This window comes from Nonomuraea sp. NPDC002799 (assembly GCF_053592075.1).
On sequence record NZ_JBSFVA010000034.1, the window covers coordinates 21975 to 41205 of the forward strand.

16 protein-coding genes and 1 pseudogene are annotated in these 19231 nt (G+C 69.8%); 5 read left to right on the top strand and 12 right to left on the bottom strand.

Features of this window, described 5'->3' with window-relative positions; all coding sequences use genetic code 11:
• Nucleotides 1-115 precede the first annotated feature (115 nt).
• Together ACWD0F_RS40550 and ACWD0F_RS40555 are read left to right on the top strand one after the other, a co-directional pair.
• A complete protein-coding gene (locus ACWD0F_RS40550; protein WP_449886363.1) occupies nucleotides 116-310 on the top strand; it encodes a hypothetical protein in 195 nt (64 codons plus the stop codon).
• 176 nt (nucleotides 311-486) lie between these two features.
• Nucleotides 487-2520, top strand: a complete 2034-nt coding sequence (locus ACWD0F_RS40555; protein WP_449886366.1) for an nSTAND1 domain-containing NTPase — start codon at nucleotides 487-489, stop codon at nucleotides 2518-2520.
• On the opposite strand, the gene ACWD0F_RS40560 is transcribed toward ACWD0F_RS40555, so the two are convergent.
• Nucleotides 2517-3767, bottom strand: a complete 1251-nt coding sequence (locus ACWD0F_RS40560; RefSeq protein ID WP_449886368.1) for an MFS transporter — start codon at nucleotides 3765-3767, stop codon at nucleotides 2517-2519. The two genes, ACWD0F_RS40555 and ACWD0F_RS40560, sit on opposite strands and share 4 nt — an antisense overlap.
• Nucleotides 3768-4094: 327 nt before the next feature.
• Here ACWD0F_RS40560 and ACWD0F_RS40565 point away from each other — a divergent pair, with 327 nt between their 5' ends.
• Together ACWD0F_RS40565 and ACWD0F_RS40570 are read left to right on the top strand one after the other, a co-directional pair.
• Entirely contained in the window at nucleotides 4095-4403 is a 309-nt protein-coding gene (locus ACWD0F_RS40565) for an AAC(3) family N-acetyltransferase (protein WP_449886371.1), read from the top strand.
• Nucleotides 4319-4597 (top strand): annotated as a pseudogene (locus ACWD0F_RS40570) (AAC(3) family N-acetyltransferase); the annotation flags it as partial. The gene ACWD0F_RS40565 and the pseudogene ACWD0F_RS40570, both read left to right, overlap by 85 nt.
• 199 nt (nucleotides 4598-4796) lie before the next feature.
• Here the strand turns inward: ACWD0F_RS40570 and ACWD0F_RS40575 are convergent.
• From ACWD0F_RS40575 to ACWD0F_RS40600, 6 genes are all read right to left on the bottom strand, one after another.
• Nucleotides 4797-5270 carry a GNAT family N-acetyltransferase gene (locus ACWD0F_RS40575; protein WP_449886374.1) on the bottom strand — a complete coding sequence of 158 codons (474 nt, stop codon included), beginning with the start codon at nucleotides 5268-5270 and terminating at the stop codon, nucleotides 4797-4799.
• A 244-nt stretch (nucleotides 5271-5514) separates the two neighbouring features.
• Complete coding sequence (gene dapB, locus ACWD0F_RS40580; RefSeq protein ID WP_449886376.1) at nucleotides 5515-6252, bottom strand: 4-hydroxy-tetrahydrodipicolinate reductase; 738 nt, start codon at nucleotides 6250-6252, stop codon at nucleotides 5515-5517.
• 62 nt (nucleotides 6253-6314) lie between these two features.
• Nucleotides 6315-7625, bottom strand: a complete 1311-nt coding sequence (locus ACWD0F_RS40585; RefSeq protein ID WP_449886378.1) for a M16 family metallopeptidase — start codon at nucleotides 7623-7625, stop codon at nucleotides 6315-6317.
• A 46-nt stretch (nucleotides 7626-7671) separates the two neighbouring features.
• Nucleotides 7672-10014 (bottom strand): polyribonucleotide nucleotidyltransferase, encoded by a 2343-nt coding sequence (locus ACWD0F_RS40590; protein ID WP_449886380.1) that lies wholly within the window; start codon nucleotides 10012-10014, stop codon nucleotides 7672-7674.
• A 298-nt stretch (nucleotides 10015-10312) separates the two neighbouring features.
• Nucleotides 10313-10582, bottom strand: a complete 270-nt coding sequence (rpsO, locus tag ACWD0F_RS40595) for a 30S ribosomal protein S15 (RefSeq protein WP_449886383.1) — start codon at nucleotides 10580-10582, stop codon at nucleotides 10313-10315.
• Nucleotides 10583-10925: 343 nt separating this feature from the next.
• The gene (locus ACWD0F_RS40600; protein ID WP_449886386.1) at nucleotides 10926-11852 is read right to left on the bottom strand and encodes a bifunctional riboflavin kinase/FAD synthetase; all 927 of its coding nucleotides are present in this window, start codon (nucleotides 11850-11852) and stop codon (nucleotides 10926-10928) included.
• Between the two features lie 172 nt (nucleotides 11853-12024).
• On the opposite strand from ACWD0F_RS40600, the gene ACWD0F_RS40605 reads away from it, so the two are divergent.
• On the top strand, nucleotides 12025-13044 hold the full coding sequence (locus ACWD0F_RS40605) for a TRM11 family SAM-dependent methyltransferase (RefSeq protein ID WP_449886389.1): 1020 nt from the start codon (nucleotides 12025-12027) through the stop codon (nucleotides 13042-13044).
• 68 nt (nucleotides 13045-13112) lie between these two features.
• Here the strand turns inward: ACWD0F_RS40605 and truB are convergent, their stop codons facing one another.
• From truB to infB, 5 genes are all read right to left on the bottom strand, one after another.
• Nucleotides 13113-13985 carry a tRNA pseudouridine(55) synthase TruB gene (truB, locus tag ACWD0F_RS40610; RefSeq protein ID WP_449886392.1) on the bottom strand — a complete coding sequence of 291 codons (873 nt, stop codon included), beginning with the start codon at nucleotides 13983-13985 and terminating at the stop codon, nucleotides 13113-13115.
• Nucleotides 13985-15025, bottom strand: a complete 1041-nt coding sequence (locus ACWD0F_RS40615; RefSeq protein ID WP_449886395.1) for a DHH family phosphoesterase — start codon at nucleotides 15023-15025, stop codon at nucleotides 13985-13987. The genes truB and ACWD0F_RS40615 overlap by 1 nt, the downstream gene beginning before the upstream one ends.
• Nucleotides 15022-15465 carry a 30S ribosome-binding factor RbfA gene (rbfA, locus tag ACWD0F_RS40620; protein ID WP_449886397.1) on the bottom strand — a complete coding sequence of 148 codons (444 nt, stop codon included), beginning with the start codon at nucleotides 15463-15465 and terminating at the stop codon, nucleotides 15022-15024. Before rbfA ends, ACWD0F_RS40615 begins: the two co-directional genes overlap by 4 nt.
• Nucleotides 15466-15505: 40 nt before the next feature.
• Nucleotides 15506-15805, bottom strand: coding sequence for a DUF503 domain-containing protein (locus ACWD0F_RS40625; protein WP_449886400.1), 300 nt, complete (start codon nucleotides 15803-15805; stop codon nucleotides 15506-15508).
• Nucleotides 15806-15925: 120 nt separating this feature from the next.
• Entirely contained in the window at nucleotides 15926-19189 is a 3264-nt protein-coding gene (gene infB / locus ACWD0F_RS40630) for a translation initiation factor IF-2 (RefSeq protein WP_449886402.1), read from the bottom strand.
• Nucleotides 19190-19231 lie beyond the last annotated feature (42 nt).

The following is a 19231-nucleotide window of genomic DNA, read 5'->3' on the forward strand; positions in this document are numbered from 1 at the left end:
CGCCCATCCTAGAGGTTGATTAGTCGAGACGCTTATCACAGAATCATAAGAAGAATTCTGCGCGATCTTGGTCGGGCACGACGATGAGCACGCCCATGGAGCGCCTGTAAGCCATGTGGATATTCGGCTGGCCGAAACAGAGGGAACGCACATGCAAGATGGGCAGTACGGATCCAGCGCATTGATCGACGTCACCAACCTCACCCTACGCAAGATCCAGGAAATGGACAGTGCGGCTCTGCGAGCCGCAGTGGTGTCCTGCCTGGGCGACGACAAGGAACAGATGGCGACTTTCTCGAATTCGATCTAGCAGTCATTCCCCCATCTCTCACCGGCAGGGGGGAAATCGGGCGCGCCTCGGCGCGCCCGCAGAGCACCTTATCCCCGTGGAGGATGTGCTAACCACGCGGCGCGTGCGAAGATATCGGCCTCGTTGACCGGCACGGAGGATATGTGCGGTGAGACGCGGCTGCGGATGGGATCGACATGGCGACTTCCGGCACGAACGCACAGCAGACGACGCCCGGACCGTACCCGGGCTTACGCGTCTTTCGCGCCGAGGACCGCCACAGATTCTACGGCCGTGACGAGGAGTCCCATGAAGTACACCGATTGTGGCAGGGACAACGACTGACCGTCCTGTACGGCGCCTCCGGCATCGGCAAGACCTCGCTCATCCGGGCGGGGATCATGCCGCTGCCCGGCCTCGGCGGCGCCGACGTGCTTCCCCTCGGCCGTGTCTCCTACGCCTCCACCTTTCCGCAGGCCGCGCTGCCGCCCCACAACCCGTACGTCCTGGCCCTGCTGATGTCATGGTCCCCGCTGGCGCCGCCCACCAGGCTCGCGGGCATGACGATCCCCGCGTTCCTGCGGTCCCGGCCGGTCAAGCGCGACGCCTATGGCGATCCGACGCTCACGTTGATGGCCGTGGACCAGGTCGAGGAGCTCTTCGCCGCCGGCCGGCGGCACCAGCTCTACCGCGACTGGTTCTTCGGGCAGCTCGCCGAGGCGCTGCGCACCTTACCCAGGCTGCGGTTGTTGTTGTCGATCCGGGCCGACCGGCTGACGGATCTGCGCCCGTACGAGCGGGAGCTCGCCGACGCCGACGACGAGCGCACGCCGTCCGTGCAGCGCTTCCCGCTGGAGGCGCTGACCTTCGGCAACGCCCTGGACGCGATGGTCCGGCCGCTGGAGGGCACCGGGCGCGCGTTCGCCGACGGCGTGGCCGAACATCTGGTGCGCGACCTCATCAAGGTCCGGGCCCGCGCCGACACCCTGCGGCAGGGGCAGGGCGTGGAGCCGGTCCAGCTCCAGGTCGTCTGCGAGGCGCTGTGGAGCTCCCTGCCGCCGGCGACCGCCGAGATCGCGAAGGGGCAGGTGCTCAACCACGCGGACAAGACCTTGTCCGAGCACTACGACAGGGAGATCAGGCAGATCGCCGACGAGCGGTTCGACGGTGACGACGACCGGTTGCGGACGTGGTTGCGCCTGACGTTCCCGAGCCAGGCCGGGCACCGGCAGTCCGTCCGGCAGAACGCGATCAAAATGGCCGGCGTCGGCAAGAGCGTGGTCGCCCTGCTGGTGAAGCGGCACCTCCTGCGGGCCGACCAGAGCCTGGGAAAGAGCCTGTACGAGCTGGCCTACGACCGGCTCCTGCACCCCCTCGGACAGGACGACCGGCGACCCGAGCCGGCCGCGCCCGAGATGGAGCCCGCCGAGTACCTGCGCGAGGCGGAGAGCGCCCTGTGGGAGGGCGACCTGCTGCTGGCGGCCCGGCTCGGCGAGAAGGCGCTGGACTGGTCGGAGGAGAACGACCTCCGCCTCCGCGCGCAGGTCGAGTCGCTGCTCGGCAACATCGCTTATGAGGAAGGCGACCTCAACCAGGCCATCTCGCGCTACAGCACCGCCGCCAAGAGCTTCGAGACCGCGGGCGCGGTGGCCGCCGTCGGGCCGCTGCTCACGGCCATCGGGCGCCTGCGGCTGGCGCAGGGCTTCCCCGCCAAGGCCGTACGCGAGCTGCACGCCGCGATGGTCCGCGTGCCCGCCGATCTCACCATCCAGACGGAGCTGGCCTGGGCGCTCTGGCACGGCGGGCACCTGGACGCGGCGCTGGGCGTGCTCAACGGCGTGCTCGACAGAGAGGGCGACAACACCGACGCCCTGCTCAGCCGGGGCCAGATCCTGGCCGGCATGGGCGAGGCCCGCGCCGCGCTCCGCGACCTCAACCGGGCCAGGCCGCTGCGGTGGCCGTTCGCCAAGGCCGCGCACGCGCTCGCGCTCGCACAGACCGACAGCCTCAAGGAGGCACAGAAGGAGATGGCGGAGGCGCTGGCCGAGGCGCTGACGGAGCCGAAGGACCACGGACCGCTGCTGTTGTACGCCGCCAAGGTCGAGCAGATGGCGGGCAAGACCACCGAGGCGGTGGACCTGGCCAGGCGGGCGATCGAGGCCGAGGCCCCCGCCCTGCCGGATCACCTGGCGGAGTCCGCGCGTGAGCTGGCCGACGTCACGTCCGGTTAACGGGACGGCATGTCGGGCAACGGCAGGAAAGGGGTCAGCCTGGTGCGCAGGGGCTTCCAGATCGACACCACCACGGCCACGACCAGCATCATGGCGCACAGCGCGCGCGTGGCGCCTTCGACGTCGCCCGCCGCGACCAGCAGCCCGCCCAGCGGCGCCGCGACGCAGAGCGCGCCGTGCGACGACAGCCGCGAGACGCCCACGACCCTGGCCAGCGTCCCGGGTTTGACGCAGTGAACCTCCACCGACCGGATGGCCACGTTGCTCCATCCCCCGCCGATGCCGGTGATGAACAGCGCCGCGGCGAAGGTGTAGGAGCGCCATCCGAGTGTCGCGCCCACGGCCGCCACGGACAGGCCGGCGACCCAGATCCACATGTGCAACTGCAACACGTAGCGGACGCGCGGCCAGCGGTAGGCCACCGCGGAGCCGATCGCCCCGCCCAGGCCGCCCACCGCGAGGACCAGCCCGATGTCGAGCGAGGGCATGCCGCCCGACCCGGCGACGAAGATCATGATGAGCGCGTTGACCATCAGATTGGTGAAGGTGGTCAGCATGATCGAGCCGCCGAGAAAGCTCTGGCTCTTGAGCTCCTGAAAGCCGGCGGCCAGGTTACCCAGCAGCGATGGGCCGGCGGGTCGCCGCTCGGTCTCGCGGGGCCAGCCGGCGAAGAGGCTGCACGAGAGGGCGAACAACACCGTGTTGAGAACAAAAGGGATGTAGCGCCCCGCCCCGAAGAGATACCCGCCGAGCGGCCGGCCGGCGATCGAGGCGAGATGGCCCGCGGCCTCGCTCTTGGCCAGCGCCCGCTCCATCATGATCGGCTGGACCACCGACGGCAGCAGCGCCGCCTCCGCCAGCGTGTAGAGCACCCACAACGCGCCCTCCGCCGCCGCCGCCCCGATGATGTGCGGGAGCGTCGGGCCGCCGAACGGCAACATCGCCAGCACGGACGCCACGCTCAGCATCCGGCCGAACTCCGCCCAGACGATGATCGAACGTGGCGACATCCGGTCGACGAGCAGCCCGCCGGGCACGTAGAAGACCAGGATGGGAAGCGTCAACGCGAATCCGGCCCACCCGGCCGCGGTCGGCGAATCGGTCTGCGTCAACGCCAGCAGCGGGTAGGCGATGCCGAGAGTCCTCGTGCCCACCGTGGAAATGGCCGAACCCACCCATACAAGGGCGAATCTCGCCCTTTTGGGTGGGGTCGTGATCGTGGGATCCGCAAGAATGGTTTCGCTCACGCCGCCGCCTCGCCCCGTGCCTTTTCGGCCCTGACCTTATGGGCACGAGTGCGGTCGAGCATGGCGACAACCCGCCCCTTGCTGGATGGAAAGGGTTTCATTACCAAGCAATTGCCACCTGGGAACCCGTCGAAGTATAGGGGCGTTTCCTGGAAGCACCCAGCCGTGACCGATTTACGGACAGACCCTAGACCGCAGGGAAGGGAAGCTTAACGCACTCCATGATCACTTATTGCGCATGAGTCCCGGTGGGGGGAATGGCAGCGACTGAACACCCCTCGACCACGGTGTGATCATAACTGACGACAAGGGAGTGACTCGTACACAATGATCAACTATGCCCGCTTAAGTCACGACTTTGCGGTATTGGGCGTTAGATTCGGTCAGGTCATACTGGTCCATTCCTCGCTCAGCAGCCTGGGCCACGTGGACGGCGGCGCGAGCACAGTGGTCTCCGCGCTGCGCGACCTGATAGGCGGCGAAGGCACGCTGGTCGTACCCACGGGCACACGTCGGCCAACTCCGATACCTCGCCGCTTTATCGCGACGCGGTGTCAGGAAAGAGCTCCGACCAGATCGCCGCCCACCGCGCGCGCATGCCGGCCTTCGACCCCTCGTCCACGCCCTCCAACCTGATGGACCGCATCGCCGAGCACGTCCGCGCCCTTCCCGGCGCGCTGCGCAGCGCGCACCCGCACACCTCTTTCGCCGCCGTCGGCCCGCTGGCGGCGAAGATCACTGACGGGCACGAGCGCGACTGCCTGCTCGGGGAGTGCTCACCACTCGCCCGGCTGTACGACGCCGGCGCCCTGGTGCTGCTGCTCGGCGTGGGCTACGACCGGTGCACCGCCTTCCACCTGGCCGAGTACCGCTACACCAGCCGTCCGCCGCGGCGCGGATACCGGGGGTGGTCGACGACGGGCAAGGGCCGCAATGGTGTGAGTTCGAGGACGTGCGGGTGGACGCCGGCGACTTCCCCGTTCTGGGCTCGGACTTCGACCGGACCGGCGTCGTACGGCAGGCGCGGCCTCAGCGGCGCATCACCACGCGGGGCGCGATCTCGATCCCGAGGTCGCGCTCGTGCTCCACCAGGGCACGCAGTTCGGGACCCCATTCGGGCTCCGGCAGCACGGAGAAGCCGTGCCGGACGTACCAGGGCGCGTTCCAGGGCACGTCGCGGTACGTCGTCAGCGTCACGGCCGGCGCACCGGCGGCCCGCGCGTGGTCGATCACCGCCGCCACCAGCCGGCCCCCGATGCCCTGGCGCATGTTGTCGGGACGCACGGCGAGCTGGTCGAGATGGAGGTTGCCGTCCACCCAGCCGACCAGGGCGAACCCGGCGGGGGGCGTCCCCTCGACCAGGACGGCGCCCGGATCGGCGACCTCTTCGATCATGGTGGTGCCCGGCGGGAACACGATGCCCACCTGCTCGAAGAGCCGGTCGGCGGCCAGCTCGATGGAGATCAGCCCGGGCAGCTCGTCAGCCTCAGCCCATCGCACCATGGCGACACGATCTCATGTTTCGGGCGGAACTCGCCTCTCGTATTAGGGTTGATCACAGGCCCGGCTGTGCGGAGCCGGGACCCTCCCGTCACGACGTGCCCACGACCCACGCGGCGTGGGCACGTCGTGTGCGCACGAAGCCGGGCGTGCCCCAGGCACAAGCACGTCGTATGCGCATAGAGACGGGCGTGCCCAACGCACAGGCACGTTGTCTCCACGCCTGATCCGCCCGGGTCGAGGCCGGTCAGAGGTCGAGCAGGGGCTCCAGGCCCAGGGTGAGACCGGGCAACTCCCGCACCCTGCGCACCCCCAGCAGCACACCCGGCGTGAACGCGGACCGGCTCATCGTGTCGTGCCTGATCGTGAGGATCTCACCGTCACCGCCGAGCAGCACCTCCTGGTGCGCGATCAGCCCGGACAGCCGCACCGCGTGCACGTGCACGCCGCCCACGTCAGCCCCCCGAGCACCCTCCAAGGAGGTGCTGGTGGCGTCGGGCATCGAGCCCAGCCCCGCCTTCGCCCGCGCCTCGGCCACCAGCTCCGCGGTGCGGCGCGCGGTGCCGGACGGCGCGTCGGCCTTGTTGGGGTGGTGCAGCTCGACGATCTCGGCCGACTCGAAGTAGCGGGCCGCCTGCTGCGCGAAGTGCATCATGAGCACGGCGGCGATGCCGAAATTAGGGGCGATCAGGCAGTTGGTGCCCGGGGTGGCCGCCAGCCAGCCGCGTACGGCGTCGAGCCGGCCCGCGTCGAACCCGGTCGTCCCCACCACGGGATGGATGCCATGGCCGATCGCCCATTCGAGGTTGTCCATGACCACGTCGGGATGGGTGAAGTCGACCACCACCTCGGCCCCTGCGAGCCCCTCGATGGCGTCGTCCTTGTCGAGCGCGGCCACGAGCTCCATGTCGGCGGCCGCCTCGACCGCCTTGCACACCTCGACGCCCACACGCCCACGGGCGCCGAGCACACCAACCTTGATCACACCGTAACCCTATACCAACGGGAAATCCGGACCGGTGCCGGATCTCCCGCTGGCGTCGCAGGTCAGCGGACGGCGTCGGAGAAGTCCTTGTCGCCGTACGGACCGATCACGGCTAGCGTGAGCGGCCGGTTGAGCACGTCGGCGGCCACCTCGGTGATCTCGTCGGGGGTGACGCCCTCGATGCGCGACAACACCTCGTCCACCGACATGAGCTCTTCGTAGACGAGCTCGTTCTTGCCGATGCGCGACATGCGCGAGCCGGTGTCCTCCAGGCCGAGCACGAGCCCGCCCCGCATCTGCCCCTTGCCACGCATGATCTCGTCGGCGCTCAGGCCCTGGGCCACCACCCTGGACACCTCGTCCCGGCAGATCTTGAGCACGTCGTCGATCTTCGACGGCAGGCAGCCCACGTAGATGCCGAACTGCCCGGTGTCGGCGTAGGCCGAGGTGTAGCTGTAGGCGGAGTAGGCCAGGCCGCGCTTCTCCCTGATCTCCTGGAAGAGCCGGGAGGACATGCCGCCGCCCAGCGCCGCGTTCAGCACGCCGAGGGCGAACCTGCGGTCGTCGGTGCGGGACAGGCCGGTCGTGCCGAGCACCAGGTTGGCCTGCTCGGTCGGCCGGTCGAGCACCCGGACGCCGGAGCGCGCCTCCGCACCGGGACCGCTGATGCGCGGCGCCGTGAACTCGGCCGGGCCGTTCAGCGCCCCCGCCCGTTCGTAGGCCCTGGCGACCAGCTCGACGACCTCTTCGTGCCGGATGTTGCCCGCCACGGACACGACCGTGCGCCGGGGCCGGTAGTAGCGCTGGTAGTACTCGGCGATCCGCTCGCGGGGCAGGGCGTTGATCGAGTCGACCGTGCCCAGGATGGGCCGGCCGATCGGCGAGTCGCCGTAGAGCACCGCCGCGAACTGCTCGTGCACCACGTCAGAGGGGTCGTCGTCGTGCATGGCGATCTCTTCGAGGATCACGCCGCGCTCGGAGTCGACGTCCTCGTCGGTCACCAGCGAGCTGGTCACCACGTCGGCGAGCACGTCGACCGCGATCGGCAGGTCCTCGTCGAGCACCCGCGCGTAGTAGCAGGTGTACTCCTTGGCGGTGAAGGCGTTGATCTCACCGCCGATGCCCTCGACGGAGGCCGAGATCTCCATGGCGTCCCGCGTGGGGGTGCCCTTGAACAGCAGGTGTTCGAGGAAGTGGGTGGCCCCCATGTGCTCGGGGGCCTCGTCACGCGAGCCGATGCCGACCCACATGCCGACCGCGACACTACGCACGGTCGGCATGGTCTCGGTCACCACGCGCAGCCCACCTGGGAGGACGGTGCGGCGGACGACCCCGGCACCGTCCTTGCCGGGATGCAGCGTGGTGGTGGTCACGGAGCCTCCTGAGGCACCAGGGTGCCGAGCACGGTCGTTGACACGGTCACGAGTTGCGGTCGTCCCCGTCGGAACGGGTGTTGCGCACGCGGGTACGGGTGCGGCGCGGCCGATCGGACCTGTCCTCGGCGGAGGACTCCGCGGGCGCGCCGCCCTCGGACTCGGGAGCGGTCTCCCCGTCCTCGGACCCGGCGCCCTTGGCCTCCTTCTCGGCGGCCTCCTTCTCGATGACCTCGACGGGCACCAGGGAGAGCTTGCCCCGGCCGTCGATCTCGGCGATCTCGACCTGGATCTTCTCGCCGACGCCCATCACGTCCTCGACGTTCTCGATGCGCTTGCCGCCGTGCAGCTTGCGGATCTGAGAGACGTGCAGCAGGCCGTCCTTGCCCGGCATGAGCGAGACGAACGCGCCGAAGGCCGCGATCTTGACGACCGTGCCCAGGTAGCGCTCGCCGACCTCCGGCATGTGCGGGTTGGCGATGCTGTTGATCGCCGATCGGGCCGCCTCGGCGGAGGGGCCGTCGGTGGCGCCGATGTAGATCGTGCCGTCGTCCTCGATGGTGATCTCGGCGCCCGTGTCGTCCTGGATCTGGTTGATCATCTTGCCCTTCGGGCCGATGACCTCGCCGATCTTGTCTACCGGGACCTTGATCGTGATGATGCGCGGCGCGGTCGGGTTCATCTCCGCCGGAGAGTTGATCGCCTCCTGCATCACGTCGAGGATGGCCAGGCGGGCGCCCTTGGCCTGCTTCAGCGCGCCGGCCAGCACGGAGGCGGGGATGCCGTCGAGCTTGGTGTCGAGCTGGAGCGCGGTGATGACGTCCTTGGTGCCGGCGACCTTGAAGTCCATGTCGCCCATGGCGTCCTCGGCGCCGAGGATGTCGGTCAGCGTGACGTAGGTGTCACCCTCGCCGATCAGGCCCATCGCGATGCCGGCGACCATCTCCTTGAGCGGCACACCGGCGTCGAGCAGCGCCATGGTGGAGGCGCAGACCGAGCCCATCGAGGTCGAGCCGTTGGAGCTGAGCGCCTCGGAGACCTGGCGGATGGCGTACGGGAACTCCTCGCGCGCGGGCAGCACGGGGATCAGCGCCCGCTCGGCCAGCGCGCCGTGACCGATCTCGCGGCGCTTGGGCGAGCCCACCCGGCCGGTCTCACCGGTGGAGTAGGGCGGGAAGTTGTAGTTGTGCATGTAACGCTTGGTGCGGTCGGGGTTGAGCGTGTCGATGACCTGCTCCATGCGCAGCATGTTGAGGGTGGTGATGCCCAGGATCTGGGTCTCGCCCCGCTCGAACAGCGCCGAGCCGTGCACCCGGGGCACCACGTGCACCTCGGCCGACAGGGCGCGGATGTCCTTGGTGCCACGGCCGTCGATGCGCACGCCCTCGCTGACGACCCGCTCACGCATGAGCTTCTTCATCACCGAGCGGAACGAGGCGGAGATCTCCTTCTCGCGTCCCTCGAACTCGGGCAGCAGCCGCTCGCCGGCCAGCGCCTTGACCTTGTCGAGCTCGCTCTCGCGCTCCTGCTTGCCGGCGATGGTCAGCGCGGCGGCCAGCTCGTTCTTCACCGCGGCCTCGACCGCGTTGTAGACGTCGTCCTGGTATTCGAGGAAGACCGGGTATTCGGCGGTCTCCTTGGCGGCGACCTGCGCGATGCGCGACTGCGCCTCGCACAGCACCTTGATGAACGGCTTGGAGGCCTCAAGGCCCTGCGCGACGGTCTCCTCGGTGGGCGCGACCGCGCCCTCGGCGACCAGCTTGAGCGTGTCCTTGGTGGACTCGGCCTCGACCATCATGATGGCGACGTCGCCGTCGGCCAGCACCCGTCCGGCCACGACCATGTCGAACGTGGCCCGCTCCAGCTCGTGGTGGGTCGGGAACGCCACCCACTGGCCCTCGATCAGGGCCACGCGCACGCCGCCGATCGGGCCGGAGAACGGCAGGCCGGCGAGCTGGGTGGACAGGGACGCGGCGTTGATGGCCACCACGTCGTAGAGGTGGTCGGGGTTGAGCGCCATGACCGTGGCGACGACCTGGATCTCGTTGCGCAGGCCCTTGACGAAGGACGGGCGCAGCGGCCGGTCGATCAGCCGGCAGGTGAGGATGGCGTCCTCGGAGGGACGGCCCTCACGCCGGAAGAACGAGCCGGGGATGCGGCCCGCGGCGTACATGCGCTCTTCGACGTCGACCGTGAGCGGGAAGAAGTCGAAGTTCTCCTTCGGCGACTTGGACGCGGTGGTCGCCGAGAGCACCATGGTGTCGCTGTCGAGATAGGCGACGGCGGAACCCGCCGCCTGTTGCGCGAGTCGACCGGTCTCGAACCGGATCGTGCGCGTGCCGAACGAACCGTTGTCAATAACGGCTTCAGCGGTGTGGACACCCTCCACGGGGGACCTCCTTGTGGTCGGTCTCCCGCGCCCTTTTTCACCGGCACCCTCGTTAGGTGCAGCGCCGGTCTTCGATCGAAGCACCCGGTCGAGGAACTCTGCCGTTCCTACCGGAAGCCACTACCGAGGACCGGCCCGCAGGCGTCGCGGGTCGCATGGTGCTGAGCGGACGCGGGGGCTGTGTGTCTCGGATCTTCAGTTGTACGTCAGGCGCCGGGCCGTTTCACGTCGCCACGCGCCTGACGCTGGGGTCCTACCCATATGAGAAGGGAGCGGCGCCTGGCCGCTCCCTTTCATGTTATCGGCGCAGGCCGAGACGCTCGATGAGCGAACGGTAACGCGCGATGTCGACCTTCTGCAGGTACTTCAGCAGGCGCCGCCGGCGCCCGACGAGCAGAAGCAGACCACGACGGCTGTGGTGGTCGTGCTTGTGCGTCTTCAGGTGCTCGGTGAGCTCGCTGATGCGCTTGCTGAGCAGCGCGATCTGCACCTCGGGCGACCCAGTGTCGCCGTCAACGGTCGCATACTCGCCGATGATGGTCTTCTTGGCAGCGGTGTCGAGTGACACGGCTCTCCTTCGATCTACGGACACGCGCGAATGAGACGAAGTGCGAACGACCGTGCGTGCCTACAGTCGCCGCAGCAGAAGGCCGTCATGGGCAGCGCAGAGCGCCGCCGTCACAGAGCCGACATGCAAGGCTACCATCTAGCCTCACGTGTTCGGACCCCATATCACGGGGGCCAGGAGGGCTTCGACCCGGGGGCCACCGCCACCACGCGGGCGGTGACCGTGCGCGCCGTGACGGCGGCGCGCCACTGACCGGTCAGCGGGCGTTTCCCTGGACGGAGGCCGGCCGGGGACGGCGGGTGGCAGGCCCCGGCAGCGCGTAAAGAATGGGCAAAAAGACCGGTCAGGACGTCAGGCGGCGGGCGGCGTCGACGTCGGCGTGGATCTGCGAGATCAGCGCCTCGATGGACTCGAACCGGGTGTTGCCGCGCAGCCGCGCGGCGAACTCGACCGCCACATGCACCCCATAGAGCTCCAGATCATCCCGATCGAGCGCATAGGCCTCCACCGTCCGCGGCACCCCTTCGAACGTCGGGTTGGTGCCGACCGAGATCGCCGCCGGCCACCGCTCCCCCTCGTAGAGTGCGGGCAGGTTGGCCACCGGCACGCACTCCAGCCAGCCCGCGTAGACCCCGTCCGCCGGAATGGCGGTGTGCTGCGGCGTCTCGACGTTCGCGGTCGGGAAGCCCAGTTGCCGGCCGCGCTGGTAGCCGCGCACGACCACGCCCTCCACCCGGTGGGGCCGCCCCAGCTCCGCGGCGGCGCCCTCGACGTCGCCCGTCACCAGCCGCTCCCGGATCGAGGTGGAGGAGATGGCGTCGAGGGCCGGCACGATCTCCAGCTTGAAGTCGTACTTATCGCCCAGCATCCGCAATGTCTCAATATTGCCGCTAGCGCCCTGCCCGAACACGAAATTCTCCCCCACCACAACGACCGCGGCCCGGAGCCGCTCGGCCAGCACGTTCTGGGCGAAATCCGCCGGGCTGGTCCGCGACAACGCCACAGTGAACTGCACCACCTCGATCTCGTCCACCCCCAGCCCCACCAGCAACCCGGCTCTGCGCCGCGGGCTGGTGAGCCGCTGCGGATGCGACCCGGGCCGCAGCACCTCGTCAGGATGCGGCTCGAACGTGACCGCGACACTCCGCAGGCCCCGCTCGCGGGCGACGGCGACGGCACGCTCGACCACCCGCTGGTGCCCGCGGTGGACCCCGTCGTACACACCGAGGGTGACGACAGACCTTCCCGAACCCTGCACGCTAGGCCCCATTCGCTTGTGGCTGGCTCAATCCGACACAAGCCTGCCACGCGCGTCCGCATTCCCTCCAATCGAGGGGGGATAAGACGGGGCATGTGACACGAGGAACGAGACTCTGTGACGAAGGGCGTGCCGGTCAAGGTGAGGTCCGAGTGTCCCGGCCGCGCCGATAGGATCGGGCATCATGCCTCGTTACGCGCTGCTCATCCTGCCTGCCTTCAACCGGGTCTACGGAGAGAGCTCCATCCGGCTGACCCGGAGCGAGCTGGCCGTCTTCAGCGCGCGTGCGCTCGCCGACGAGGTGGTGGGCAGCGAGGAGACCACGATCGGCGGCGTGCCGTACGTGACGTTCGAGACCTCCGAGCCCCTCACCCGGCCGGACATCGCGCTGCTGTCGAATCTCTCCTCGGTTTATGCGATCTTCGAGACGCAGGGCGACCTGCTCAGACCGCTGACCGTGCAGCCGCTCGACCGCCTGAGCAGCGACCTGATCACCATCCAGAAATACGCCGGCAAGACCAACGAGCACTTCACCAAACTGCTGCTCAACGTCACCGCCCTGGCCGCCGGCAAGGGGCTGGGCGAGAAGCTGACGGTGTTCGACCCGCTGTGCGGGCGCGGCACGACGCTCAACCAGGCTCTCATGTACGGCTACGACGCCTACGGCCTGGACGTCGACGGCAAGGATTTCGACGCCTACACCGGCTTCGTCAAGACCTGGCTGCGCAACAAGCGCCTCAAGCACACCGCCGAGACCGTGCCGGTGCGGCGCGAGCGGGCCGTGATCGGGCGGCGGTGCAATGTCACGTTCGGTCTGTCCAAGGAGGCCGTCAAGGCGGGTGACATCCAGCACCTGGCCGTCGTCAGCGCCGACACTCTCAAGAGCCGCGAGTTCTTCAAGCCGCGCTCGTTCGACCTCGTGGTGACCGACGCCCCCTACGGCGTCCAGCACGGCAGCAAGGGTGGCGGCGGCATGTCGCGCAGCCCTCTGGAGCTGCTGCGGCAGGCCGTCCCGGTCTGGAGTGAGTTGCTGCGCCCCGGCGGCGCGATGGGCATCGCCTGGAACACCTACGGCGGCAAGAGCTCGGAGCTGGCGAAGATCCTCGTGGCCGCGGGGCTCGAAGTGATGGACTATCCCGACTTCGAGCACTGGGTGGACCAGGCGATCGTCCGCGACATCATCGTGGCCCGCAAACCCGCCTGAGACCTGGGCGGGCGCGGGCCCGCAGCCGGATCACAGCCCGCGAGCCCGATCGGCGCCCGCGACCTGGTTCAGCCGACGAACACGGCGATCGGCCTGGCCGTGCCGCCCTGCTCCTCCACCAGCGCCAGCAGCTCCCCCTCCGGCCCGAACACGCCGATCGGCCCGGCGCCGAGACCGGCCGCGGGCAGCCGCCCGCCGTGCCCGATCACCCGCGCCTCGTCGGCAGTCACGTCCCTGCGCGGGAACGCGGCCGCCGCCGCCTCCCCGATCGGCAGGATGACGCACTCCTCGGCGAGCTGGTCGATGCTCTTGGCCAGGCTCAGGTCGTAAGGCCCCACCCGGATACGCCGCAGGCGCGTCAGGTGCCCGCCGACCCCGAGGGAACCCCCCAGGTCACGGGCGAGCGCGCGGATGTAGGTGCCGCTGGAGCAGGTCACCACCGCGTCCACGTCCACGACGTCGCCGCCGGCCCTGACGTCGAGCACGTCGAACGCCCGCACGGTGACGGGCCGGGCCACCAGCTCGACCGTCTCACCGGCACGCGCCTTCTTGTAGGCCCGCTGGCCGTTCACCTTGATCGCGCTGACCTGCGGCGGGACCTGCATGATCTCGCCGGTCAGGGCGGCGACGCCCTTGGCGATCTCGGCGGCCGTCACGCCGCCCGCCGGAGCGGTCGCGGTGACCTCGCCCTCGGCGTCGTCGGTGTTGGTGGTGACGCCGAGCCTGATCGTGGCCTCGTAGACCTTCTCGGTCAGCGTCAGGTGCCCCAGCAGCCTGGTCGCCTTCTCCACCCCGACCACCAGCACGCCGGTCGCCATCGGGTCGAGCGTGCCCGCGTGCCCGACGCGGCGGGTGCCCGCGATGCGCCGCATCTTGGCCACCACGTCGTGCGACGTCCAGTCGCCCGGCTTGTCGACGATGATCAGACCGCTCTCGGCCATCAAGCCTTCCCCAGCTCTCGCCTGAAGGCGGCCATGGTCTCCTCCACGCTCGCGCGCGAGGTGTATCCGGCCGCGTTGTGATGCCCGCCGCCGCCCAGCGCCGCGCACACGGCCCCGACGTCGGCGCTGCCCTTGGATCTGGTGGACACCTGCCAGGCGCCCTGGTCGTCCTCTTTCAGCACGACGGAGACCTCGGCCTCGTCGGTACGGCGCACGATGTCGATGACGCCTTCGAGCTCGGCGTACGGCAGCCCGTACGCGGCCCGGTCCACCCGCGTCACGTACGTCCACACCAGGCCGCCCTCCAGCGTCACCCGGTCGAGCGCGCCGGCCAGCACCTTGAGGTAGCCGAACGGCGAACGATCCCACAACTCGCGGGCGATCTCGTCGGTACGCAGCCCCGTGGCCACCAGCCTGGCCGCCATCTGGTGCACGGCAGGCGTGGTGGAGGAGTAGCGGAACGAGCCCGTGTCCGTCACCAGCCCCGCGTACAGGCAGGTGGCGATGTCACGGTCCAGCCGCCCGCCGAGCCGGTAGATGAGCTGCTCGGCCAGCATGGCGGTGGCCGCCGCCGCGGAGTCGATGAGGCTGAGCGTGCCGAACCCCTCGTTGGAGGGATGATGATCGACCACGATCAGCTCGCGCGCGGCAGCGGCGTTGGAGCCGAGCAGGCCCAGCCGCTCGAACGTCGAGGAGTCGAAAGTGATCATCAGCTCGGGCGCCGCGGGGAAGTCCGCCGGCGGCACCAGCATCTCCTGCCCCGGCAGGAACCTGAGCAGCCGCGGCACCGAGAAGTGCAGGTCGCCGAAGGACGCCACGACCCGCTTGCCCAGCGACCGCAACACGAAGCCGACGGCCAGCATCGAGCCGAGCGCGTCGCCGTCGGGCGTCACGTGACAGGCCATCGCGATCTCGTCGGCCTGGCCGATGAGCCGCAGCGTGCGGTCCCACCCGGCGTCGGGGATCGCGCAGCAGTCCCCGACCGTCCGGGCAGCCGCCTGAGGCGGCCGCTCGGCCCTGTCGCGAACGTCGGGCGTCACGCCTGTTCGTCCTCGTCGCCCTCTTCGGGCTTGCGGTAGGGATCCGCCTCGCCCGCGTAGGAGGCGGTCTGGGCCCGCCGGGCCACCTCGGCGTCCCGCTCCCTGGCGGCGTTGATCAGATCATCGAGCTGGCGCGCGCTGTCGGGGATCGGGTCGTGCCTGAACGTCAGCGTCGGGGTGAAACGCACACCGGTCTGCCGGCCCACCTCGGAGCGGATGATCCCCGTGGCGCTTTCGAGCGCGGCGGCACTGTCGGCGCGCTCGGCCTCGGAGCCGAACACCGTGTAGAACACCGTCGCCTCGCGCAGGTCCGCGGTGATGCGCGTGTCGGTCACAGTGACGAAGCCCAGACGCGGGTCCTTGATCCGGCGCTCCAGCATCTCGGCGACGATCTGCTGGATGCGGTCGGCGAGCTTGCGCGCTCGTGCGGCATCCACCATGGTTCGCTCCCCCTCACGCACGACCTGGCCGTGCAGTCGTTCAATCTTCTTCGTCGTTGTAGAGCCGATGCCGGGCCGACAGCAGCTCGATCTCGGGGCGGAAGGCCACCATCCGCTCGCACGCGTCCATCACCTCATTGCAGTTACCCGCTGAGGCGGAGACCACCGCGACGCCGACCTCCGCTCTGCGATGCAGATCGAGATGGCCGGTCTCGGCCACCGCGATGCTGGGATAACGGCGCCGCAGCTCGGCGATCAGCGGCCGCACGACAGAGCGCTTCTGCTTCAGCGAGCTGATGTCGCCGAGCAGGATGTCCAGGGTAAGAGCACCCACATACATCGTTGATGACCACCGCTTGGCCTGGTGTGGTGAACGCACGCCCGGCCTGCTGCGGTGGAGACCAGGCCGAAGCGTGCGAGAGGCGCCCGGCGGAGGTTCCGCCGGGCGCCCGGCCGCGGGCTATGCCCGCGGCTTCTCCCGCATTTCGAACGTCTCGACGACGTCGTCGATCCTGATGTCGTTGTAACCGACACCGATGCCGCACTCGAAGCCCTCACGGACCTCGGTCGCGTCATCCTTGAAGCGACGCAGGGACGAGACGGTCAGGTTGTCGGCGATGACGACGCCATCGCGGATGATCCTGGCCTTGCTGTTGCGGACGATCACGCCGGAGCGGACCAGCGAACCGGCGACATTGCCGATCTTCGGCACCTTGAAGACCTCGCGGACTTCGGCGGTGCCCATCTGGACCTCTTCGAACTCGGGCTTGAGCATGCCCTTGAGCGCCGCTTCGATTTCCTCGATCGCCTGGTAGATGACCGAGTAGTAGCGGATGTCGACGCCCTCGCGCTCGGCCAGGTCGCGCGCCCGAGGCTCGGGGCGGACGTTGAAGCCGATGATGACCGCGTTGTCGTCGGCGACGGCCAGGTTGACGTCGTACTCGGTGATGGCGCCGACCGCGCGGTGCAGGACACGAAGCCTGACCTCGTCGCCGACGTCGATCTTGAGCAGAGCGTCTTCCAGGGCCTCCACCGAACCGGAGACGTCACCCTTGATGATGAGCTTGAGCTCGTCGACACGACCCTTCTCAAGGTTGCTGAACAGCTCCTCAAGGGTGAGACGACGGCTCGACCTCGCCATGTCCGCGCTGCGCTTGCGCGCCGCGCGCTGCTCGGCGATCTGCCTGGCCATCCGGTCGTCGGTGACGACGATGAAGTTGTCACCGGCGCCCGGCACGGCCGTCAGACCCATCACCCGGACCGGACGGGACGGCGTGGCCTCTTCGACCGCGTCGCCGTTGTCGTCGAGCATCGCGCGGACGCGGCCGTAGGCCTCGCCACACACGATCGAGTCGCCGACGCGGAGCGTGCCGCGCTGGACCAGGACGGTCGCGACAGGGCCGCGGCCCTTGTCGAGGTGAGCCTCGATCGCGATGCCCTGGGCACCCATCGACGGGTTGGCCCGCAGGTCGAGCTCGGCGTCCGCGGTGAGGACGATGGCCTCGAGGAGTTCGTCGATGCCCGTGCTGTTCTTCGCCGAGATGTCGACGAAGAGGGTCGAGCCGCCGAACTCCTCCGCCACCAGGCCGTACTCGGTGAGCTGGGCCCGCACCTTGTTCGGGTCCGCGCCCTCCTTGTCGACCTTGTTGACCGCGACCACGATCGGCACGTCGGCCGCCTGGGCGTGGTTGAGAGCCTCGATCGTCTGCGGCTTCACACCGTCGTCGGCCGCGACCACCAGGACTGCGATGTCGGTGGACTTGGCGCCTCGGGCACGCATGGCGGTGAACGCCTCGTGACCCGGGGTGTCGATGAAGGTGATCTTCCGCTCCTGGCCGTCGTGCTCGGCCGAGACCTGGTAAGCGCCGATGTGCTGGGTGATGCCACCCGCCTCGCGCGCCACCACGTTGGTCTTGCGGATGGCGTCGAGCAGCTTGGTCTTACCGTGGTCGACGTGACCCATGACGGTCACGACCGGCGGACGCGCGGCGAGGTCTTCCTCGTCGCCCTCGTCCTCGCCGAACTCGATGTCGAAGGCCTCGAGAAGCTCGCGGTCCTCCTCCTCCGGGCTGACGACCTGGATGTTGTAGTCGAGCTCCTGACCCAGGAGCGTCAACGTCTCCTCGTTGACCGACTGCGTCGCGGTCACCATCTCGCCGAGGTGCAGCATGATCTGCACGAGCGAGGCGGGGTTCGCGCCGATGCGGTCGGCGAAGTCGGACAGCGACGCGCCGCGCGGCAGGCGGATCGTCGCGCCGTTGCCGCGAGCGACCTGCACACCGCCGATCGCCGGCGCCGACATGTTGTCGAACTCCTGGCGCCTCTGACGCTTCGACTTACGGCCACGCGTGGGACGACCACCAGGACGCCCGAAGGCACCCGCGGTGCCGCCGCCACGGCCGCGACCGCCGCCACCGGGACGACCGGCGAAACCGCCGCCGCCACCACCGGGACCACCGGTGCCGGTGCGCTGACCGGTGCCGCCGCCACCCGGGCGACCGGCGAAACCGCCGCCGCCGCCACCGGGACGACCGCCGCCACCGCCACCGCCGCCGGGACGGCCTCCGCCGCCACCGCCACCAGGACGACCGCCACCGCCACCGCCGCCGGGACGGCCTCCGCCGCCACCGCCGCCGCCACCGGGACCGGCAGGACGACCCTGCGGCATCATCATCGGGTTGGGACGCGGGCCACCGGGACGGGGACCGCCCGCACCGGGACCGGGACGCGGGCCACCGGCACCGGCCGGGCCGGGACGCGGCCCTCCGGGACGGGGACCGGCGTCGCTGCCACGACCCTGCGGGGGACGCGGCATCGCGCCGTCGCGCGGCGGACCGTCACGACGCTCGCGCTGACCGGGACCGCCGCCGCCTTCGCGGGGACCGCCCGGACGCGGCGGACGGGACTGACCCATGCCGCTGGCGTTGGACGAGAACGGGTTGTTGCCGGGACGCGGACCACGCGGACCGGGCTTGGGACCCGGGCCGGGACGCGGACTGCCACCGGCGGCAGGACCGCCGGGACGCGGCGCCTGCGCGGCACCGCCACGGTCGCCACCGCGCTCGGGACGATCGCCACCACGCTCGGGGCGGTCGCCGCCGCGCTCAGCACCGCGCTCGGGACGCTCGGCACCACGCTCGCCGCCGCGCTCGCCTGCGGCGGGGGCGGGACGAGGACCGGGCTTGGGACCCGGACGAGCGGCCGGACCAGGTCGCGGACCTGGCGCGGCCGGACGGGTGGCGGCAGGCGGCGGACTTTCGAAACGCGCCTGCGGAGCGCCGGACGTCTCACCGCGTGCGGCCTCAGGCTGCTGCTGCGGCTGGTGCGGCATCGCCACCGGCGGGCGCGACTGTCCGCCGGCCGGTGCGGCCGGCGCAGCCGGTGCGGCCGGCGCGGGGCTGGGACGCGGACCGGGCTTGGGACCCGGACCTGGACGCGGTGCGGCAGAGGGTGTCGACGCCTGCCCTGCGCCATTGCCGGCCTGGCTTTCCGCCGGCCGGGGAGCAGCCCTTGGCGGCTGCGGCTTGTTGGACGGCTGACCGCCGCCTCTTGAGGGCCCACCCTTCGATGCGCCCAGAGCTTCGGTGAGCCTGCGGACCACCGGCGCTTCGATGGTCGAGGACGCCGAACGGACGAACTCTCCCATCTCTTGGAGCTTGGCCATGACGACCTTGCTCTCTACGCCGAACTCCTTAGCGAGCTCGTATACCCGGACCTTCGCCACTGCACTCCCTTACTCGGCCCGGGAGGCTGGCTGTGCCGTCCG